Genomic DNA, 17,788 nt, shown 5'->3' with positions numbered 1-17,788 from the left:
CCAGTTCGCGAGAATGGCAAGGCAGACAGGAGAAATCGCGATGGCAGTCACCCGAGCCGACGTCGCCCGGCGCGCGGGCACCTCACCCGCCTTGGTCAGCTATGTGATCAACGGCGGTCCGCGCCAGGTCGCGCCCGCCACCCGCGCGCGGATCGAGGCCGCCATCGAGGAGCTCGGCTACCGGCCCAACCTGTCCGCGCGCAGCCTGCGGATGAACCGCGGGCACGCGCTCGGGATGGTCATCCCCGACGGCGCGAACCCGTTCTTCGCCGAACTGTCCGCCGTGATCGAGGCGGCGGCGTTCGCCCGGGGCTACCCGCTCATCGTCGGCAACGCCGCGGGCGACGAAGCGCGCGAGCGCGCGTACGTGAGCTCGTTCATCGACCGCAGAGTCGAAGGGCTGCTCGCGATTTCGTCGTCCTGGAAATCCGGCGTCGCCGAGGCGTGCGCGGCGGCGGACATGGCGCTGATCGCGGTGGACCGGATCATCGACCCGCTGCGGTGCGCGCACGTCATGTGTGATTCCGTCGCGGGCGCGCGCACCGCGGTCGAGCACCTGATCGCGCACGGGCACCGCGACATCGCCTGTCTCAGCGGACCGCACGTGTCCACCGCGGAGGAGCGCGTCGCGGGCTATCGGGAAGCGCTGCACCGGGCCGGGTTGCCCGAAAGTGTCATCGTGCGTACCGAATTCGGCGGCGCGGCGGGCTACCACGCGCTCGGCAGGCTGATGGCGGGCACGCCCGCGCCGACCGCGGTCTTCGTGACGAGCGATCTGCAGGCGATGGGCATGCTGCGTGCGGCCTACGACGCCGGTCTGCGCGTCCCGGACGATCTGGCCGTCGTCGCCTTCGACGGCATCGAGTACTCCCGATACACCAGGCCGGGTCTGACCACCATGGTGCAGCCGACCAGGAAGATGGGCGAACTCGCGGTCGAGCTGCTGCTGCGCCAGATCGACACCGGGGCGGCCGAGCCCGGCGTCGTGAGTCTGGCCGCGGAACTCGAGACCCGCGGCTCGTGCGGCTGTCCCGACGCGTTTTAGCAGATCAGCCCGTGCGGACACGCCTAGCGTCCGGCGACAAAAGCGCGAACCGCCTTGCGCGCGGCGTTGTCGGACTACCGTGGTTGCGCATGGCAACCAGGGATATCACGGTGACCGTGGACAAGACCGAGTGGCGCGCTCTGAAGTATGCGGCCGAGTGTGCGGGGATGAGCCTGGAGGCGTACGTCTGCTGGGGTGTGCGGCTGCTGGCGCTGGAATCCAGGCCGGAGGGTGGTGCGCGGCACCATTCCGCCGTGCGCGCGCCCGCGGTGCGGCGCACGCCGCGCGTGGCCGACGAACTGGAATCGGTGGCATGGTCGGAAACATTCGCTGAACGGCTGTCGCATCGTGCGGAAGGCTTCCGCAACGACTGAACGTCCGTCGCTCGGCTCGAACGAGAGGGTGTGCGGATGCCATTGTCGCGGCGGCGATTCCTCGGGGCGGCAGGAGCCGGGGCCGGTGGGATCGTGGTCGGCGGCGCCCCGGCGCGTGCCGCACCCGCGGCGGCTGGGCCCGAGGTCGTCGTGCCCGGCGATGCGGAATACGCACGGCTCGCCATGCGTGGATACAACCGCAGATTCGTCGCCGCGCCGCGCAAGATCTTCGTACCGGTCGATGCGGCGCAGGTGCGCGACGCGGTGCAGCAGGCGGTCGCCGAAGGGCTGCGGATCGCGGTGCGCTCGGGTGGTCATTGCTTCGACGGCCTGGTCGACAATCCGGAAACCCAGGCGATCATCGATCTGAGCCGACTCGCCGCCGTGACGTTCGACGAGCGGCACCGAGCCTATTCCGTCGGGGCCGGGGTGGAACTCGGCACGATGTACGAGCGTTTGGCGCACGGCTGGCAGGTGACCGTGCCGGCCGGGATCTGCCTCGGCGTCGGCGCGGGCGGGTTTCTGTGCGGCGGCGGGTACGGCCCGCTGTCGCGGCGGCTCGGACTCACCGCCGATCACCTCTACGGCATCGAGGTGGTGACGGTCGACGCGTCCGGGACGGCGTCGGTGCGCACCGCCACCGCGGACGGTCCGAACCCGGAGCTGTGGTGGGCGCACACCGGCGGAGGGGGCGGCAATTTCGGTGTGGTGACGCGGTTTCTGCTGCGCTCTCCCGATGCGGATCCGGATCGGCCGCTGCCCCGGCCGCCCGCGAGCATGCTGCACGCCCGGCTGGTGTTGCCGATCATGAGTGAGGGATCGTTCGTGCGGTTCGTCGGTAACTACCTGGACTTCTTCGCGCGAAACAGCGCGCCGGACAGTCCTTTCACCGGTCTGTATGCGCCGCTGCACGTCAAACCCGGTGGTGCGTGCGACATCCTGGTGCTGCTCGACGGCGCGCAGGGTGACGCCGCGGCACGCTACGACGAGTTCGTCGCGGCCGTCGGGGACGGGGTGTGGCCGCCGCCTCTGGTTCCGCCACTCGAACGAAAGTCGTACTCGGACACGGTATCTCAGGTCTACTACGCCAAGGGTCCGCTGCCGCCGCGGGTGAAAGTGAAATCGGCGTACCTGCGTCGGCCCTACACTGCCGAGCAAGTGCAGACGCTGTACCGCTACCTCACCGACCTTCGCTACCTGGGCGAATCCCAGCTGGAATTCCTGCCTTTCGGCGGCGCGATCAACGCCAGACCCGCCGACGCCACCGCCATGCCGGTGCGCGACTCGTTCATGACGATGCTCATCCACGCGGCCTGGCGCAACGCGGCCGACGATGCCGCCTACCTGCGCTGGGCACGCGAAATGTACCGCGACGTCTACGCCGCGACCGGCGGCGTCCCGGTCCCCGGCGAAACCGACGGCGGCGCCTACCTCAACTACCCGGACCCGGACCTGCGCGACCCTCGCTGGAACACCTCCGACACCCCCTGGCACACCCTCTACTACCGCGACAACTACCCCCGTCTCCAGCGCGCCAAAGCAAAGTGGGACCCCCACAACATCTTCCGCCACCCTTTGGCCATCGAGCCGTAGTGCGCTCAGCTCGGTCTGCCGAGCCCGATCCTGATGGCGCGTTCGACGGGGGAGTATGCGCCGTCGGCACGGTCGACTTCCAGCGGCACCGCGGGCGCCAACGCGGGTTGTGCCAGGAAACGCGGCGTCGTGCCACGATGCGCCTGTGCCGCGTGGATCAAGAACGGATGGCACAGATACACATCGCCCGCGCTGCCGGTGGCGCAGGCGAGCGGGAGGCCGGAGGTGGCTGCCAAGACACCGGTCTCCTCGATCCGCGTGGCGTCGATGCCCGCTTCACCGTAGCGGAGCAGCAGACGAGGTACGAACAGATGCGAGCCGACTCGAATCCTGGTGGGTGCGTCCACCTCTGTGACATCACTCAGCAGGAACAGCATGAGCAGGGCGCGGCCGCGAGATCGATAATTCGTCCAGGTGTGTCCGCGCCAGTCGGCGGGCAGGTAACTGCCTTCGAAGTGCCAGTAGTCGTCGGCCGGGGGGTCGGCATGGGGGAACCGGATCGGTATGCTGCCGAGCCCGGACCGGCGGACCCAGCGGCCGGGGCCGACCAGCTGGTCGAAAGTTCGCTCCAGCACGGGCATTCGGACCGCTCTGCGGAACGGCTCGGCGTCGTATTCGGGCATCCGCACCAGTGGCTCGGTCCAGGTAGCCGGATCGTCGGGATCGCAACCCGTGTCGGGCCAGATGATCTCCCGGCACTGCTGCGCCAGCTCCGGCGGGAACGCCGACGGTATGCGGATGAATCCGTCCTGGATGAACGCGGTGATCTGTGCTGCGTCGAGCACGGCGGTCGCCTCAGCGGGGTGGTCGGAGTAGGCGCATTGCGGCTTGGACTATGGGCTGGGGGACACGGTCTTTCAGGTTCAAGGCGGCCGCCGCGGCTTTGGTTCTGGTCGCGGTGCCGCGGCCGAAGACCTTGCTGAGTGGTCCGCCGGAGGGCGCTAGGTCTACGTGCAGCGGTGGCCGGCCTTCGGCTGCGCCGAGTGCGTGCGAGATCACGATCCGCTGGATCTCGCTGGTGCCCTCGAAGATGGTGTACAGCTTGGCATCTCGGTACCACTTCTCCACCGGATGGTCGGTGATGTAGCCCCAGCCGCCGAGGGTCTGGATCGCGCGTTCGGTGGCGCGCACCGCGACCTCGCTGGCCGCCAGCTTCGACATCGATCCTTCGCCGCGTTCGAACGGCACCCCGTTGGCCGCCATCCAGGAGGCACGCCAGGTCAGCAGTCGCGCGGCGTCGAGCTGGGTGGCCAGATCGGCGATCGGGAAGGCGATGCCCTGGTTGTCGATGATCGGCGCGCCGAACGCCTCCCGTTCTTTCGCGTACCCGGTCATGTATTCCAAAGCCGCCCTGGCGATGCCCAGCGCCTGCGCCGCGACCATCGGGCGGGTCTGCTCGAACGTCCCCAGCGTGACCGAGCCGGAGCGTCCGTTGCCGCGGGCCGCGGCCCGGCGCGCGGCCAAAGTGTGTTCGAGCTTGTCCACGCCGCCGAGCAGATGGTCCCCGGGGATCCGCACCCGATCGAATTTCAGCTCCGCCGTGTGCGAGGCCCGGCAACCTAGTTTGTCGAGTTTGCGGACCAGCTCCAATCCCGGTGTGCCGCCGGGGATCACGAACAGCGCCTGGCCGCGATGCCCGAGTTCCTCGTCCACCACCGCGTTGACCACGTGCACGTCGGCGATACCGCCGTTGCCGATCCACATCTTGTGGCCGTCGATGATCCAGTCGTCGCCGTCGCGGGTCGCCCGGGTGCGCAGATTGCGTACGTCGCTGCCGCCCTCCGGTTCCGAGATCGCGAGCGCCGCCAGCTTCAGATCCCCGGGCGTACCGAAACACTCGGGCGCCCATCGCAACATCTGCTCGGGTGTGGCGGCTTTGCCGATCGCCGACAGGGCCAGCGCGGGCATCACCACCGCGAGCCCGATCCCGGCGCAACCCCAGAACACCTCCTCCATGAACATGGGCAGGGACAGCCCCGTGGGGTCGCCGATCAGGTCGCGGTAGAACAGCGGGCTGTAGAACCCGCGTTCGGCGGCCTCTTCGAGCACCGGCCACGGGAACTCTTGGGCTTTGTCATAGTGCGCGGCCACCGGTCTGATGCAGTCCCGCGCGAATTCGTGTGCACGTTTGGCCAGGTCGTGCTGTGCGGCCGTGGGCGTCAGATCGAAGGTCACGAGTGGGTGATACCCAGCCGACGCCCGTCGACTCGCACGGCTCCGACCCGGCGCGCTTATCCTGCCGTCTTGAGCTGCCCGGTGTACGCGTCGACCTGGACCTCGTAATCCTCGTCGGTGTCGCCGGGGGCCTGGATGTCGAATTCGTACTGGGCCGCATTGTCCTTGCCCTCGATCTTCCACTTCTCGACCCGGCCGGACCGGGCCTTCGTCGCGGTGGCCATCGCGTCGTTCAACGGCACAGCGGCATCGAGATTGATCGCCTCGCGCATGCGTTCGGTGCGCTGCTCGTCCGCGTCGAGGTTCTCCCGGTGTTCGGTCACGACCGTGCCCGCGTCGGCGGTCAGCTGCACGGTGTATTTCTCGGTGTCGGAGGTCAGTTTCACCTTGTACACGTAAGTGTCGCGGGTGTTGACGCCTTCGGGTTCCAGCTCCAAGCCGGTCAACGTGCCGTCGAACTTCTTGCGGGCCGCTTCCAGGGCGTTCTGCGCGCTGATCGGGAACTTGTGGTTCGCGAGGTCCACGCGCGCGGTATCGGTGCCGGCGGGCGCGGAGCTGCTTACGGCCGGTACGACGGTCGTCGTACCGGTCGCGGCCGGCGACCCGTCGTCGTCGCAGGCCACGGTCGCCACGGCCACGGCGGCCGCGAACGGGATGATCAGTGCTGCCTTCATTCGCTATTCCTCCTGCTCGAACAAGTCATCGGAATGCGTCGAGAATCGGTGGCGGTGGCGCCACCAGAACCCGATTGCCCGGCAGACGCGGTGGTAAACCCGCCGGCGACGGACCCCGCACCAGCCGGTCGGCTGGTCGAAACACCCGGTCGACGGGTGTGGGGGAGCGCGCGCGGGTCCTACTGTGGGAACCAGTGATCGGCCGGGACCCTGCATATCAGGGCGGCGAAACCAGTCACCCCCCTCGGGTTTCGCCGTGCGCGGCACGGCCGGTCACTTCCGTCCGCCGGCCTCGGATGCCACAGCGCTCCCTCGGTGGCGATGTACCGGGCCGACCGATGCCGGTCGAGGCCGGCGGACGCCCTCCCGGACACCGAAAGTGAGCGTGGCATGGCATATCGCAGGTTCTGGCTGCTCGCCGGCGTTGCGGCGGTGGCACTGTCCGGCTGTTCGGCGCCCACCGCGGATCGGCTCGTCGCGCAGATCCGCGCCGACAGCAATCGGGACGGGGTCGTCGACGACAAGGACGCCGATGCCGAGTCGGACGGCGCGATCATCCTGCCGAATATCGGCGACGTCGCGCGGCGTTGCCCGTCGAGCGCGAGCGAGCTCCCCGATGCGGAGCTGGCGGCCTGCCACGACGCCGCCGACGACGTGGCGCGCGCACCGGAATACCTGGCGCCGCTGGTGACGATGCCGATCGGCGACACGGCCGACGCGACGGGACAGGTAGCGGCAGTAGGCGCCGGAGCGGACAAGATCCGGATATTCGCCAAACGGCTAGATGCGTGGGTACCGCTGCGACCCGACACGAACCTGACCGAGATCGAGTTGCGAGACGGGGCCACCCTCGGTGTCGACGCTCGAGATGTGGTGCGTGACAAGGCAATCTGGGACGGCGCGGTCACGGTCCGGCTCACCGTCCGCCGGGGCGCTCGCATCGAGACCGACGATGTCGTGCTCCGCGTCGCGCCCGTCGTCCTGCACAACCACACCCAGCCCGCGCAGTCGGTGCTGGTGCCCGAGAGCGGCGACGATCGATCGCACGAGCAGTTCGTGGGTGAATTCGGCGCGGCCGCAAAGGCTTCCGGGATCGATACACCCCTGATCCGGCTGCGCACCACCGACACCTGGGGACAGGACTTCGTGGAGATCGGCTACGTGTCGATGCCCGGAACAGGCGGCAAGAACGTCTCGTTGCGCATCGCGATCCGCTCGCCGCAGCCAGAGCGCGAGGGCGGCCGCGCCGTCTTCGATCTCAAAGGCCCTGGCGTGGGCGCGATTCAGCTCGGCGGCTTCGGTGACCGGCTGGTGGACGCGTTCGGAAACGTCGAAACGATACCGCCGCATACCCACAGCGGGCGCGAGTTTCCCGCCGGCCGGGTGATCATCGGCATCGGCAACGCGGACGACCCCGCGGTACGCAGCGGGGAACTGGAGAAATTCTTTGCCGCGCAGCAGGTTCAGGCGCCGGTGCTGCTGGACGCCGGATGGCTGGTGGTGGGCCACGTCGACGAGTTCGTCCAGTTCCTGCCGACGAACGGCGGTCGCGGTTGGCGGCCCGCCGTTTCCGATCCCCGGCGCGGGCTGGAGATCCTGCGCGAACAGCAGCGCGGTGGGCACGGCGGGGAACGGGCGCTGTCGCGCCCGGGTGTCTCCGATCGCACCATCGACGAGGTGCTGGCGGACGAAAAGTTCGTCGCACGAAACGAAGTCGCCGCCCGCAAGATCGACGAGAACGTCGAGCGCCTGGTCCGCGAGGTCGGCTTACAGCCGGAAGAGTTCGTCCGGATCCCTGGGCTCTACGAATCCGGTGGTGTCCCGGAAGCGCCGGAGGGGTTGGTGGCCTTCTACCCGGGTGCCGTCAACGGCGTGCTGATGAACGCCTCGAACTACGTCGCTCCCCGCCAGTGGGGTCCGATCGTCGACGGTCGCGATGTCTTCGAAGCGGCGGTCACCGACGTCTATCGATCGGTGGGACTGACGGTGCGCTATGTGGACGACTGGGAGGCTCTGCACCTGGGCGGCGGCGAAATCCATTGCGGATCCAATGTTCTACGACAGATCGAGCAGGTCAACCGCCCTGCCGCCGGACCATCTCGGTGATCCAGATCGGGGCGAACGGCGACGTGCAGTTCGGCGGTGTCGGGTAGTCCTCGAGCACGTGCAGGCGTTCGCCGATCTCGATCGCCCGGGCGCGATGCTCGGCATGATCGATGCCGATCTGGGCCAGGCAGTGGTTCATCGCCCACTGCAGGCGCTCGGGCGCGTCTTTCATGTCCGCCTCGATCACGTCGAGCAGTCCCGGAAGGTCCAGGCCGTCGGGCTTTTTCGCGACGCGTTCGGTGGTCAGCGCCCAACCCGCGCTCGCGACCACCGGGTCCGGGTCGGCGAGCCAGGACCGGCGGAGTTCTTCGGCGTACGGGTTCTTCTTCACCACGTAGTTCACCAGCCAGTCGTGCACCTTGGGGGTGCGCGCCGCACGCAGCATGCGGTCCAGCTCGTCGCGCTCGAACGCTTTGGGACGGCAGATCAGGGTCGCCAGCAGCCGGGCGGTGGTGTCGCCGGTGGCCCACAGCTCGCGGGCGAGCTCCTGCTGGGTCTTCAGCCGCTTCGCCACCGCGCGCAACTGGCTGAGATTCACCCCGTGCTCGTCGCCGTGCTTCTCGTTGACGGCCCGGATCTTCGGATCTTCCAGGCCGGCCAACTCGGCCAGCACGTCGGCCACCGTCGTCTCGCCCACCTCGGCCTCCCGTTCGTCCAAGGGATCAGTTCGGTTGTGCGTCGTCCGCGCCGCGCTGGTGACCGCGCCGGGCGTCGCGGTCGAAGATACCCATGATCTCGCGCGGGCCGCCCCGGTGCCCGGTCACCCCGCACTGCGTTGCGGCTCGGCGGCCGGAAACCAATCCTTTCATCCAGAATTAACCTGGCGGAGGTGTAATTCAACTCCGGGTGTGCAGTGAGGTTTGCGGAAATGTCCAAATAGTCGCGAGGGTCCGGCATATCCGAATGAGCTGAAACATTGCTGAAAAATGGTTTCGAATGCGTTTCCGCAGGGCAAACGCGTGACGGGCATCACGCTGCTGGGCCGTCGGATCGTGCTATATCCTCATCGAGCGGTACCAAGAATTGCATTTCACGCGTGATCATCTCTGAATCTGCCACCCTCCTCGGCCCGGCGAAGTTGTCCGAGGATGATCGATAGATGAGGGCGAAATGGAATATACCTGCCTGTCCGATTTTCCCATCCGCTCGGGAAATCTCACCCTGTGGCGTACGGAGGCGGAAACCGCCGAGGCCTGGGAATTGGATAATCGGCCGCTGACGAGTCAGCACGAGAAGTATTGCGGGGAATTCGATTCGCTCGACGAACGGCCCGGGCGCGGCAAGTGGATCGGGACGATATTCGAGATGGACGCGCCGTTGGACCGGCGGGCGGTACGCGATCTCATCTGGGTCTGGCACGCCAGGCACGAGGGCCTGCGCACCACGGCGAGGGTGGCGGCGCCCGGCGCCCGGCCGCAGCGGTTCACCTGCTCGGCATTGGGGGTCAAGGTTATTCGCGAAGTGGTCGACACGGTCTCCGACGGTGACGAGCTCGGCCCGTACCTGTCGGCCGAGTTCGAACGGCGGCTGTCCCCGGCGGCTTGGCCGCACTGCCTGGTCGCGACCATCGAGCACCGCGACACCGACGATTTCACGGTGCTGGTCGCCGCCGACCACTCGGTCATGGACGCCTACGGACAGGCACTGATCATCAACGAGTTCCGCGCGCTGTACCGGGCATTGCTCGACGGCTCGCGCATCGAAGCCCTGACCACGTGCGCGAGTTCCGCGGATTACGCGGTGCTCGAGCGGCAGGCCGCGGCGGCGGTGACCGCGGACTGCCCGGCGACGCTGGCGTGGCAGAATTTCTTCGATTCCTGCGACGGAAAGTTCCCGAGTTTCCCGCCATTGCATTCGACGGTGCACGACGCGGCCCGGGAAATCGAACAGAACAGCTTTTCTCGCTGGTTGCTCGACGATCCCGAATCGGACCTGATCGAGGCGGCGGCGACCGCTCGCGGCTACCGGCTCACCGCCGTGATCTTCGCGGCGCTGGCCTATGCCTCGTATCGGGTATCGGGCAACAGTGAATTCCGGACGATCATGCCGGTGGCCACCCGGCCGAGCGCGCAGTGGGCGGAGTCGATGGGCTGGTTCGTCAACATCGTGCCGCTCTCGATCACGGTGGGTCCGGAGCGGAGTTTCGACTCCGCACTGCACGATGCCGCGGCTGCGCTGAAGGCGGTCCGGCCGCTGACCCTGGTGCCCGCGGGACCGGTCTGTGAGCTGCTGGAGATCGCGGACACGCCACGCTTCGGTGCGTCGTTCGTCGACATGCGCCGGGTGCCGGGCGTCGACACGATCGGCAGCCTGCGCCACCGCCTGCTGCGGGCCGAGTCGTATTCGCCGGACGAGGTCTACTTCTGGGTCGGGCGCACCGTGGACGGATTGAACATCTCGACGCGCTTCCCGGCCTCGTTCCCGGTCAGTGAGATGGACCGGTTCATCGGCGAATTCGTCGGCGGCCTACGCGAATTCGCCGGCGGCGCGGTCCCGGCACTCGACGTGATCGACGCCGCGGTCGGCTGCGGGGCCGCGTGATCCGCATCGGGGGCGTGGATTTCGCGCTGCGGCCGACGCGCCGCCCGATCATCGTGGCGCCCACCGCCGCGACCGCCAGAGCCGCGAGATCCGCGCCGACCTCCGCGGTGCCGCCGTCGTTCTTGCAGCAGGACCACCTGGACGGTGTGCTGGGCGGCGTGTCCGACGGTGTGTACCTGGGCATGGTCACGCGGATCTCCGGTGCGCTGGACCTGGCGGCGCTCACGGTGGTGATCACCGATTTCGTGCGGGCGCACGACGGCCTGCGCACCTGGTTCGAGCCGACCGCGCTGGGCTGTGTCCGGCACATCCTCGCCCCGGAGGACGTGCACTTCGGCACGCGGGAACTGGCTGGGGCCGAAGGTGATTGGGCCGTGGCGCTGACCGACTACTTCGACGCCGTGTCCTCGCCGCTGCAGTGGCCGAGCGCGGCCTTCGCCGTGCTGCCGGGTGAGGACGGATTCGAGCTGGTCTTCGCCGTCGATCACGCCTTCAGCGATGGCATGTCGCAAGCCTTGGCGGCACTCGAACTCACCGAGCGCTATCGGGCCAGGACGGCAGGTCGCGCTGCGGCCTGGCCCGGCCCGGGCGGGTCGAGTACCGACTACGCGACCGACGAGCGCGCCCGCGCCTCGGACGCGCTCGCGGCGGACCTGTATCCGTACTGGCAGGATGCGCTGGCCGAGAACGGCTTTCGGCTGCCGGTGTCGCCGATCGAACGCGGCGGCCCCACGCCGAAACGGCATCGCCGCCGAGTCGAGGGCTCGGTGCTGCTCGACGCCGAACTGGTTCCGGCGTTCGATCAGGCGCTCGCCCGCACCGGCGCGAGCGTCGCCTCGGCCATGTTCAGCGTGCTGGCGCTGGCCGATTTCGAAACGACCGGCAGCGAGTTCTACTGGTCGCTGAATGTGCTGTCCACCCGCTTCGGTGCGCGCTTTCGCACCGCGCAGGGTTGGTTCTGCAACTTCGTCCCGGTCTCGTTCGAATTGCCGCCGGTGCCGAGCTTCGCCGCGACGCTGCCGATCGCGCGGGACGCGCTCGAGCGCGGCAGGCAGATGTCGCGGTTGCCTGCACACGGTGCGATCGCGCAGTTGTTCGCCCGCGGGTACGGCGCCGACCTGGTCACCCGGGAGCCGAGTTTCGTCACCCTGCTCGACCTGCGCACCGTGGACGAGGCGCTGGGCGCGGAGGCCGACACCCGCATTCTGACCGCCGACGGCACCACCTCGACGGTGTCGATCTGGTTGGGGCGCAACAACACCGAATACTTCGTCTGCATCGGCGCGCCGGATCTGCCGGAAACCTGGGAACAGGCCGGGGATTACGTGCAGCGGCTGCGCCGGATCCTGGTCTCGATCGCCGAGACCGGGGACTACCGCAGTGCGTGTCCGCTCGCCGCGATATCCGGCATCTGGCAGTGACACGGGCACATCGATCGGAAGGAGGTCACGATGGTCGGAGTGATGGTGCCGCACCGCATGGCGGATCTGGACTGTGCGAGCGCACGCACGCAGGTGCGCTCGGACACCGTGTCGATCCATGCGATCTGGTTGTTCGACACCGCGCTCAGCGATGCGACGCTCGACCGGTTCCACCGGCTCTTGCAGCGCGGCGTGCTCGGCCGGGTCGCCGCGACACCGTTCATCGGCACCGCGGGTGACCGCTGGGTGCGCGCGCACGCGTTCGCGCCGGTGGAACGTTATGCGGGCGCGCTGCCCAGGGAGCACGTGACCGACTGGATCGCGGAGCAGGCGCGCGGCGAGCTGGACACCTATGGCGGACCGGCTTGGCGACTCTCGGTGACCACCCTGGACGACGGCGGATCCGCTGTGTCCCTGCTGGTTTCGCACACGCTGACCGACGGGCTGGCACTGATCCGGGCGCTCGAGGAAGCCGCCGCGTCGGCACCGCGGGCGTGGTCGTTCGAAGCGGACCGGGTCGGCCGGTTCCGGCTTTTCGTCTCCGACCTGTTCGCCGCGGTCCGCCGGCTGGCGGCCCTGGCGCCCGCCGTGCCCACGGTCGCGCGGTTCATCCGGGAGTCCAGGCAGCAGCCGCACCACGGGTCGGTGGCACCCCCGCCGGCGCCGCTGACCATAACGCCGCCCGCCGATTTCACCCTGCCGTTCGTGCTCGCCGTGGTGCCCGCCGAGCAATGGCGCAAACAGGCCGAGGCGCGCGGCGGCAACGACGCGTCGCTGGCGGTCGCGGTGATGGCCGAGCTGGCGACGCGGGTCGGTCGCACCGACGAGCAGGGGCGGGCCCGGATCGCGATGCCGGTCAGTATCCGGCTGCCGCAGCACGACACCCGGGGAAACGCGCTCGGCGCCATCGATCTCGTCGTCGATCGGACCGGCGCGAACGACGACCTCACCGAGATCCGGGCCGAGGTCAAACGAAAGCTGCAACGCCGCGAGGCGGATGGGCGAGCCTACGACGCGCTCCTGAAACTGGCCCTGGTGCTGCCGCCTTCGGTGTTCCGGAAGCTCGCGCGTGACCTGACGAAGGATCAGGTCACCACCGGCTGTTCGTATGTCACCTGCCCGGATCCGTTGGTGCGCACCGTGGCCGGTGTCCCGGCGAGCATTTTCAGCCTCGGCCTGATCACCCAGCGGCTCGAGGCGCTCGACGAGGTGCACCGGTGCGGCGGATACCTGTTCGGCGGCTTCGTCGCCTCGAACGACGCCATCTGCCTGCGGATTCAAGGGCTGCATCCGCCGCACCCGCTCGACCGGCAGCAGCTCTCGGCTGTGGTCGGATCGATTTTGGACGACTACGGGCTCGCCCCGGTCTTCCTGTAACGGGCTCTGTCCCAGAACACGAGGTGAGTCGATGAAAGCACTGCTGGCCTTCGGCGGCAGCCGGGGTGACGCGCAGCCCGGTATCGCGTTGGCGCGCGAGCTGATCGGGCGCGGCCACGACGTGCGGCTCACCGTGTCGCCGAACCTGGTCCGGCTCGCAGCCGAGAGCGGGGTGCCCGCAACGCCTTTCGGTTTGGACACCGACGAGTTGCTGCGTGCCCAGTTCGAGAACGCCGGGCAGGGCGGGCCGATCGCCCGGGTGCGCGCGCTGCGGGCGGTGAATCGGCAGGGCTTCGCCGAGATGGCCGACGACCTGCTGGCGGCCGCGGTCGGCGTGGATGTGATCGTCGGGGCGATGGCGAACGAGGAGGTGGCGCGCGGTGTGGCCGCGCGCGCCGGTGTCGCGTTCGCGGCGGTGCACTACTTCCCGATCCGGCCCAACCGGGCGGTTCCGGTGGTGCCGAGCGGGTTCGGCGCGAAGCTCCCCGGTGTGTTGAATCGAGCCTGCTGGTCGGCGTTGGGTGCGGCGCGGGCATGGGCGATCGCGCCGGATGTCGAGCAGCTGTACGGTGCGACACCGCGAGGATCGGCGCTGCCCGACATCGCGATTCAGGCCTACGACGATCGGCTGTTCCCCGGGTTGCGCGCCGAGTGGGGCCCGGACCGGCCGTTCACCGGCTTCTTCACCCAGCCGCCCGGCGCCGCGGCCGCGGAAGATCCGCACCTGACGAATTGGCTTGCGGCCGGGCCTGCTCCGGTTTACGTGGGTTTCGGTTCGATGCCGGTTCCGGATATCGACGCGACGATCGAACAGGCGCGGGTCGCGTGCCGCGAGGTCGGCCGGCGGCTGCTGTTCGTCTCGGGCGCCACCGCCGCCGAGAGCGAGTATTCCGCGGAGTACGCCCTGCTCCGCAGCGTCGACCATGCGACGGTGCTGCCGCGCTGCGCGGCCGTGGTGCACCACGGCGGGGCGGGCACCACCGCGGCGGCGCTGCGGGCGGGCGTGCCCGCGGTGGTGTGCTCGTTCATGGCCGATCAGCCGTATTGGGGCCAGCGGGTGCAGGCGCTCGGGCTCGGTGTGGCACTGCCGTTTTCGCGCCTGTCCACCGCGAGGCTCGCGGCCGCGCTGGATCAGGTGATGGATCCCGGAGTCACGGCGCGCGCCGCCCGGTTCGCCACCGGATTTCGCGGGGCGGGTGTGTCCGAGGCGGCGGACCTGCTCGAGGCGCTACCCGTCCGATCGGCCGGTACCGCGAACGCAGGGGGACTCCGATGACCGCGGCCACCGATATCGCGATCGAAACCCAGGGCCTCGGCAAGTCTTTCGGCGGTGTGCGCGCGGTCGACGCGATCGATCTGCGGGTCCCCAGTGGCACGGTGTTCGCGCTGCTCGGTCCCAACGGCGCGGGTAAGACGACCATCGTGCGGATGCTGGCCACCCAGCTGCGGCCCGACCGGGGCAGCGCCCGCATCTTCGGCTACGACGTGGCCACGGACGCGACCGCGGTGCGATCCATGATCGGGCTCACCGGCCAGTACGCCTCGGTGGACGAAAGCCTGTCCGCCACAGAGAATCTCCAGATCTTCGGCCGGTTGCTCGGTCTGACCCGGCGGGCCGCGAACGCGCGGGCCGGGGAACTGATCGAGCAGTTCCAGCTGACGGCGGCGCAGAACCGGCCCGCGCGCACATTGTCCGGCGGCACCCGGCGCAGGCTGGATCTGGCTGCCTCCCTGATCATTCCGCCGCCGCTGCTGTTTCTCGACGAGCCGACCACCGGGCTCGACCCGCATACCAGGATGCGGATGTGGGACACCATCCGCGCGTTGGTTGCCGAGGGCGTGACGGTGCTGCTCACCACGCAATACCTCGAGGAAGCCGACATGCTGTCGGACCGGATCGCCGTCATCGACAACGGCACCGTGGTCGCCGAGGGCAGTGCCGACGATCTCAAGGCTGCCGTCGGCGAGGACGTGCTCCGGCTCGACCTGCTCGACCAGGCGGGCGTGCAGACCGCGGTGCTGATCGCGGAACGCCTGGCGGGGAACGCGGTACGGATCAGCCCGGAGGGCGCGACGATCTCGGTGCCGCTGCGCGATGTCGACACCGCGACCGTGGTGCTGACCGAATTGCGCCGCGCGGGTGTCGGTTTGCGCGGCTTCGGGGTCGACCGGCCGGAACTCAACGAAGTGTTCCTCACACTGACCAACCGGGCACAGGCACCGCACGGAGCGCCGGTCTGATGGCGCGGGCACTGGAACCTCAGGAATCGAGAATGCGATGGCGATAGCGACGGCAGGTGCGGCGGCCGACCAGGCGCGCGAGAAACCGGTGATCGATCGACGGCCGCGGGTCCGCCACCTCGGCACCCGAGCGGCGGTATACCAGTCGCTGATCATGGCATTGCGCGGATTGCTGATCTTCCGGCGCAGCCCGCAACTGCTCTTCGACGCGGCGCTGCTGCCCATTCTCGGACCGGTGTTGTTCGGCAACATCTTCGGCATCGCGGTGGCGGGCAGCTTGCAAGCGTACCTGCCGACCCTCATCCCCGGCGTGCTGGTGCAGATCGTGCTCACCTCCTCGGTCGCGACCGGCGTCCAACTCTGTGAGGACATGAGTTCCGGTGTGCACGAGCGGTTTTCCGCGATGCCGCTGGCGCGGCTGGCGCCGATCATCGGTGCGCTGCTGGCGGGGATCGTCCGCTACGGCATGGCGGCGGTCATCGTGGTGCTCGTCGGGACGGTGATGGGCTACCGGCCCGAACACCCGATCGGCTGTGCGGTGGCGGTGCTGCTCGTCGTGCTGGTGACCGTGGCACTGAGCTGGATCTTCGCCTACGTGGGCGTGACCGTCGCCAGGCCGACCGCGGTGCAGGGCATTTCGACGCTGATCCTGCTGGGGCTCACCTTGGTCTCCAACGCGCTGGTGCCGACGGCGGCGATGCCGGAGTGGCTGCGCCGCGTCTCGGCGGTGAACCCGGTCTCGCGGCTGGTGTCGGCGGTGCGCACACTGGCCGACACCGGCCGGTTCGGCGCCGACGCGTGGTGGTCGTTGATCGGGGCACTGATCGTGGTGGTGGTGCTCGCGCCGCTGACCTACAAAGCGCTGCGTCCACGTTGATCGCGGAAGGAACACCGATGCCCGCACCGATGAATCGCCTCACCCCGGACGACGACCTGTTTCGCAGAGTGGACCGGCTTTTCGGCTCCGTCATCGTCAACCAGTTCGCGCTGCTGTTCGATCGACCCGTGGATCGTGCGGCGGTGCCGGCGTTCCACGCCCACCTCGCCGCCGGATTCCTCGCGCGGCGCGTGGTCACCTCGCGCATCCCGCTGGCGCGTCCCTGGTGGCAACCGGCCCACGCGTCGATTCCGCTTGTCTGGCAGCAGGATCCGGTCGCAGACGGTGCGCTGATCGATTGGCTGGCAGACCAGGCGGAGGTCGAGTTCGACCCGTCGACCGGCCGGCTCTGGCGGCTCTCGGTCGCGCCGTACGGCACCGGACACGTGCTGTCCCTGGTGATCTCGCATATCGCCGCGGACGGCAGCGGCGCGGTCGGCGCGATCGGGGACGCGCTCGCTCGTGTCGCCGCCGAGCTGCCGGTGAGCCGGGCCGACAGCTCGGGCGCACTGGTCGGCGACGCACCCGAAAACGGGGTGTGGCGGCACAATCTGGCCGACGCGGCCGGACAGCTGCGGGCCATCGGCACCGGAATAGTGCGTGCGTTCCGGGCACGCGGTATCGCCGAGCCGCCCCGCCCGCCCCGGCCGGACGACCACGTGGTGCCCCTGGGGGAGCGCTACCACCCGGCCGAAGTGATCCTGAATATCCCACTGGCGCAATGGGAGAACGCGGCCGCCGCGCACGGTGGCACGGCCAACGGGTTGATGCTCGGCGCGGCCCTCGGGGTGCTCGGGCGCAGCGGCCGGATCCGGGACGGGGACTTGGCGCGCATCGAGATCCCGCGGTCGCTGCGCGTGCCCGGTGATCCGCGCGGTAATGCGACGACCGGCATACCGATCAGCGTGCCCTATCGCAAGGGTGAACTCGCCGATCTGGGCGCGATCCGGTCCGCGACCAAGACCGCGATCACCGCGTACGACGATCCTGATCGGGTACCGCCGCTGCAACATCTGCAATCGCTGCAGATGGTGATCCCGGACGCGGTGGCACGCAAACTCGCGCGCACTTCCAAAGCGCCGCTGTGCCTGTGCACCAACCTGGGCGGCGCGGCGGGACCGCTGCTGAACCTGGGCGCGAACCGGGCCCGCGCGGTATTGCTGCGACCCATGCTGAAGGAAGCCGAGACCGAGCTGTATCGGCGCACCGAGGCCGGGCTGAACATGTCCTGGTGCAGCGACGGCGAACAGGTGTTCCTCGCGGTCACCGCCGCCGACCCGGACCACTTTCCGACCCGGGATGTGTTGCGCGGCTTCGTCGAGGAGGAGTTCGCCGCCTGGGGTCTGCACCCGGACTTCTGGTAG

At 69.1% G+C, this 17,788-nt stretch carries 16 protein-coding genes; 11 read left to right on the top strand and 5 right to left on the bottom strand.

Annotation, left to right across the window (positions count from 1 at the left end; genetic code table 11):
* Positions 1-40 precede the first annotated feature (40 nt).
* The 3 genes from TY25_RS04590 to TY25_RS04580 all read left to right on the top strand — a co-directional run bounded on the left by TY25_RS04590 (position 41) and on the right by TY25_RS04580 (position 3,012).
* Entirely contained in the window at positions 41-1,045 is a 1,005-nt protein-coding gene (locus TY25_RS04590) for a LacI family DNA-binding transcriptional regulator (protein ID WP_051727421.1), read from the top strand.
* A gap of 89 nt (positions 1,046-1,134) precedes the next feature.
* Entirely contained in the window at positions 1,135-1,419 is a 285-nt protein-coding gene (locus TY25_RS04585; RefSeq protein ID WP_042254308.1) for a hypothetical protein, read from the top strand.
* Positions 1,420-1,455: 36 nt separating this feature from the next.
* Complete coding sequence (locus TY25_RS04580) at positions 1,456-3,012, top strand: FAD-binding oxidoreductase (RefSeq protein ID WP_042254307.1); 1,557 nt, start codon at positions 1,456-1,458, stop codon at positions 3,010-3,012.
* Positions 3,013-3,017: 5 nt separating this feature from the next.
* Here the strand turns inward: TY25_RS04580 and TY25_RS04575 are convergent, their stop codons facing one another.
* Genes TY25_RS04575 through TY25_RS04565 form a run of 3 tightly spaced genes read right to left on the bottom strand, consistent with a single transcriptional unit; the run spans position 3,018 to position 5,861 of the window.
* On the bottom strand, positions 3,018-3,797 hold the full coding sequence (locus TY25_RS04575; protein WP_042254306.1) for a phytanoyl-CoA dioxygenase family protein: 780 nt from the start codon (positions 3,795-3,797) through the stop codon (positions 3,018-3,020).
* Positions 3,798-3,807: 10 nt separating this feature from the next.
* The gene (locus TY25_RS04570) at positions 3,808-5,187 is read right to left on the bottom strand and encodes an acyl-CoA dehydrogenase family protein (RefSeq protein WP_042254304.1); all 1,380 of its coding nucleotides are present in this window, start codon (positions 5,185-5,187) and stop codon (positions 3,808-3,810) included.
* A gap of 56 nt (positions 5,188-5,243) precedes the next feature.
* Positions 5,244-5,861 carry a PepSY domain-containing protein gene (locus TY25_RS04565; RefSeq protein ID WP_042254303.1) on the bottom strand — a complete coding sequence of 206 codons (618 nt, stop codon included), beginning with the start codon at positions 5,859-5,861 and terminating at the stop codon, positions 5,244-5,246.
* A gap of 390 nt (positions 5,862-6,251) precedes the next feature.
* Between TY25_RS04565 and TY25_RS04560 the strand changes: the two genes are divergently transcribed.
* The gene (locus tag TY25_RS04560; RefSeq protein WP_042254302.1) at positions 6,252-7,967 is read left to right on the top strand and encodes a protein-arginine deiminase domain-containing protein; all 1,716 of its coding nucleotides are present in this window, start codon (positions 6,252-6,254) and stop codon (positions 7,965-7,967) included.
* Here the strand turns inward: TY25_RS04560 and TY25_RS04555 are convergent.
* A complete protein-coding gene (locus TY25_RS04555) occupies positions 7,936-8,604 on the bottom strand; it encodes a DNA alkylation repair protein (RefSeq protein WP_042254377.1) in 669 nt (222 codons plus the stop codon). The two genes, TY25_RS04560 and TY25_RS04555, sit on opposite strands and share 32 nt — an antisense overlap.
* Positions 8,605-8,629: 25 nt before the next feature.
* Positions 8,630-8,776 carry a hypothetical protein gene (locus tag TY25_RS43600; protein WP_201773641.1) on the bottom strand — a complete coding sequence of 49 codons (147 nt, stop codon included), beginning with the start codon at positions 8,774-8,776 and terminating at the stop codon, positions 8,630-8,632.
* Between the two features lie 301 nt (positions 8,777-9,077).
* Here TY25_RS43600 and TY25_RS04550 point away from each other — a divergent pair, with 301 nt between their 5' ends.
* Genes TY25_RS04550 through TY25_RS04520 form a run of 7 tightly spaced genes read left to right on the top strand, consistent with a single transcriptional unit; the run spans position 9,078 to position 17,788 of the window.
* Positions 9,078-10,508 (top strand): condensation domain-containing protein, encoded by a 1,431-nt coding sequence (locus TY25_RS04550; RefSeq protein WP_042254301.1) that lies wholly within the window; start codon positions 9,078-9,080, stop codon positions 10,506-10,508.
* On the top strand, positions 10,505-11,929 hold the full coding sequence (locus TY25_RS04545) for a condensation domain-containing protein (RefSeq protein WP_042254300.1): 1,425 nt from the start codon (positions 10,505-10,507) through the stop codon (positions 11,927-11,929). The genes TY25_RS04550 and TY25_RS04545 overlap by 4 nt, the downstream gene beginning before the upstream one ends.
* 30 nt (positions 11,930-11,959) lie before the next feature.
* Entirely contained in the window at positions 11,960-13,306 is a 1,347-nt protein-coding gene (locus tag TY25_RS04540) for a hypothetical protein (RefSeq protein WP_042254299.1), read from the top strand.
* Between the two features lie 31 nt (positions 13,307-13,337).
* Complete coding sequence (locus tag TY25_RS04535) at positions 13,338-14,582, top strand: glycosyltransferase (RefSeq protein ID WP_042254298.1); 1,245 nt, start codon at positions 13,338-13,340, stop codon at positions 14,580-14,582.
* Complete coding sequence (locus tag TY25_RS04530) at positions 14,579-15,547, top strand: daunorubicin resistance protein DrrA family ABC transporter ATP-binding protein (protein WP_042254296.1); 969 nt, start codon at positions 14,579-14,581, stop codon at positions 15,545-15,547. Before TY25_RS04535 ends, TY25_RS04530 begins: the two co-directional genes overlap by 4 nt.
* A gap of 37 nt (positions 15,548-15,584) precedes the next feature.
* Positions 15,585-16,424: an ABC transporter permease gene (locus TY25_RS04525; RefSeq protein WP_052382795.1), complete on the top strand. Its 840-nt coding sequence runs from the start codon at positions 15,585-15,587 to the stop codon at positions 16,422-16,424.
* Positions 16,425-16,441: 17 nt separating this feature from the next.
* Positions 16,442-17,788: a condensation domain-containing protein gene (locus TY25_RS04520; protein ID WP_042254295.1), complete on the top strand. Its 1,347-nt coding sequence runs from the start codon at positions 16,442-16,444 to the stop codon at positions 17,786-17,788.

Source organism: Nocardia brasiliensis NBRC 14402, assembly GCF_000308475.2.
Classification (GTDB): domain Bacteria; phylum Actinomycetota; class Actinomycetes; order Mycobacteriales; family Mycobacteriaceae; genus Nocardia; species Nocardia brasiliensis.
The sequence above is the reverse complement of the archived record's forward strand: the minus strand, read 5'-3'. Positions and strand labels throughout refer to the sequence as shown.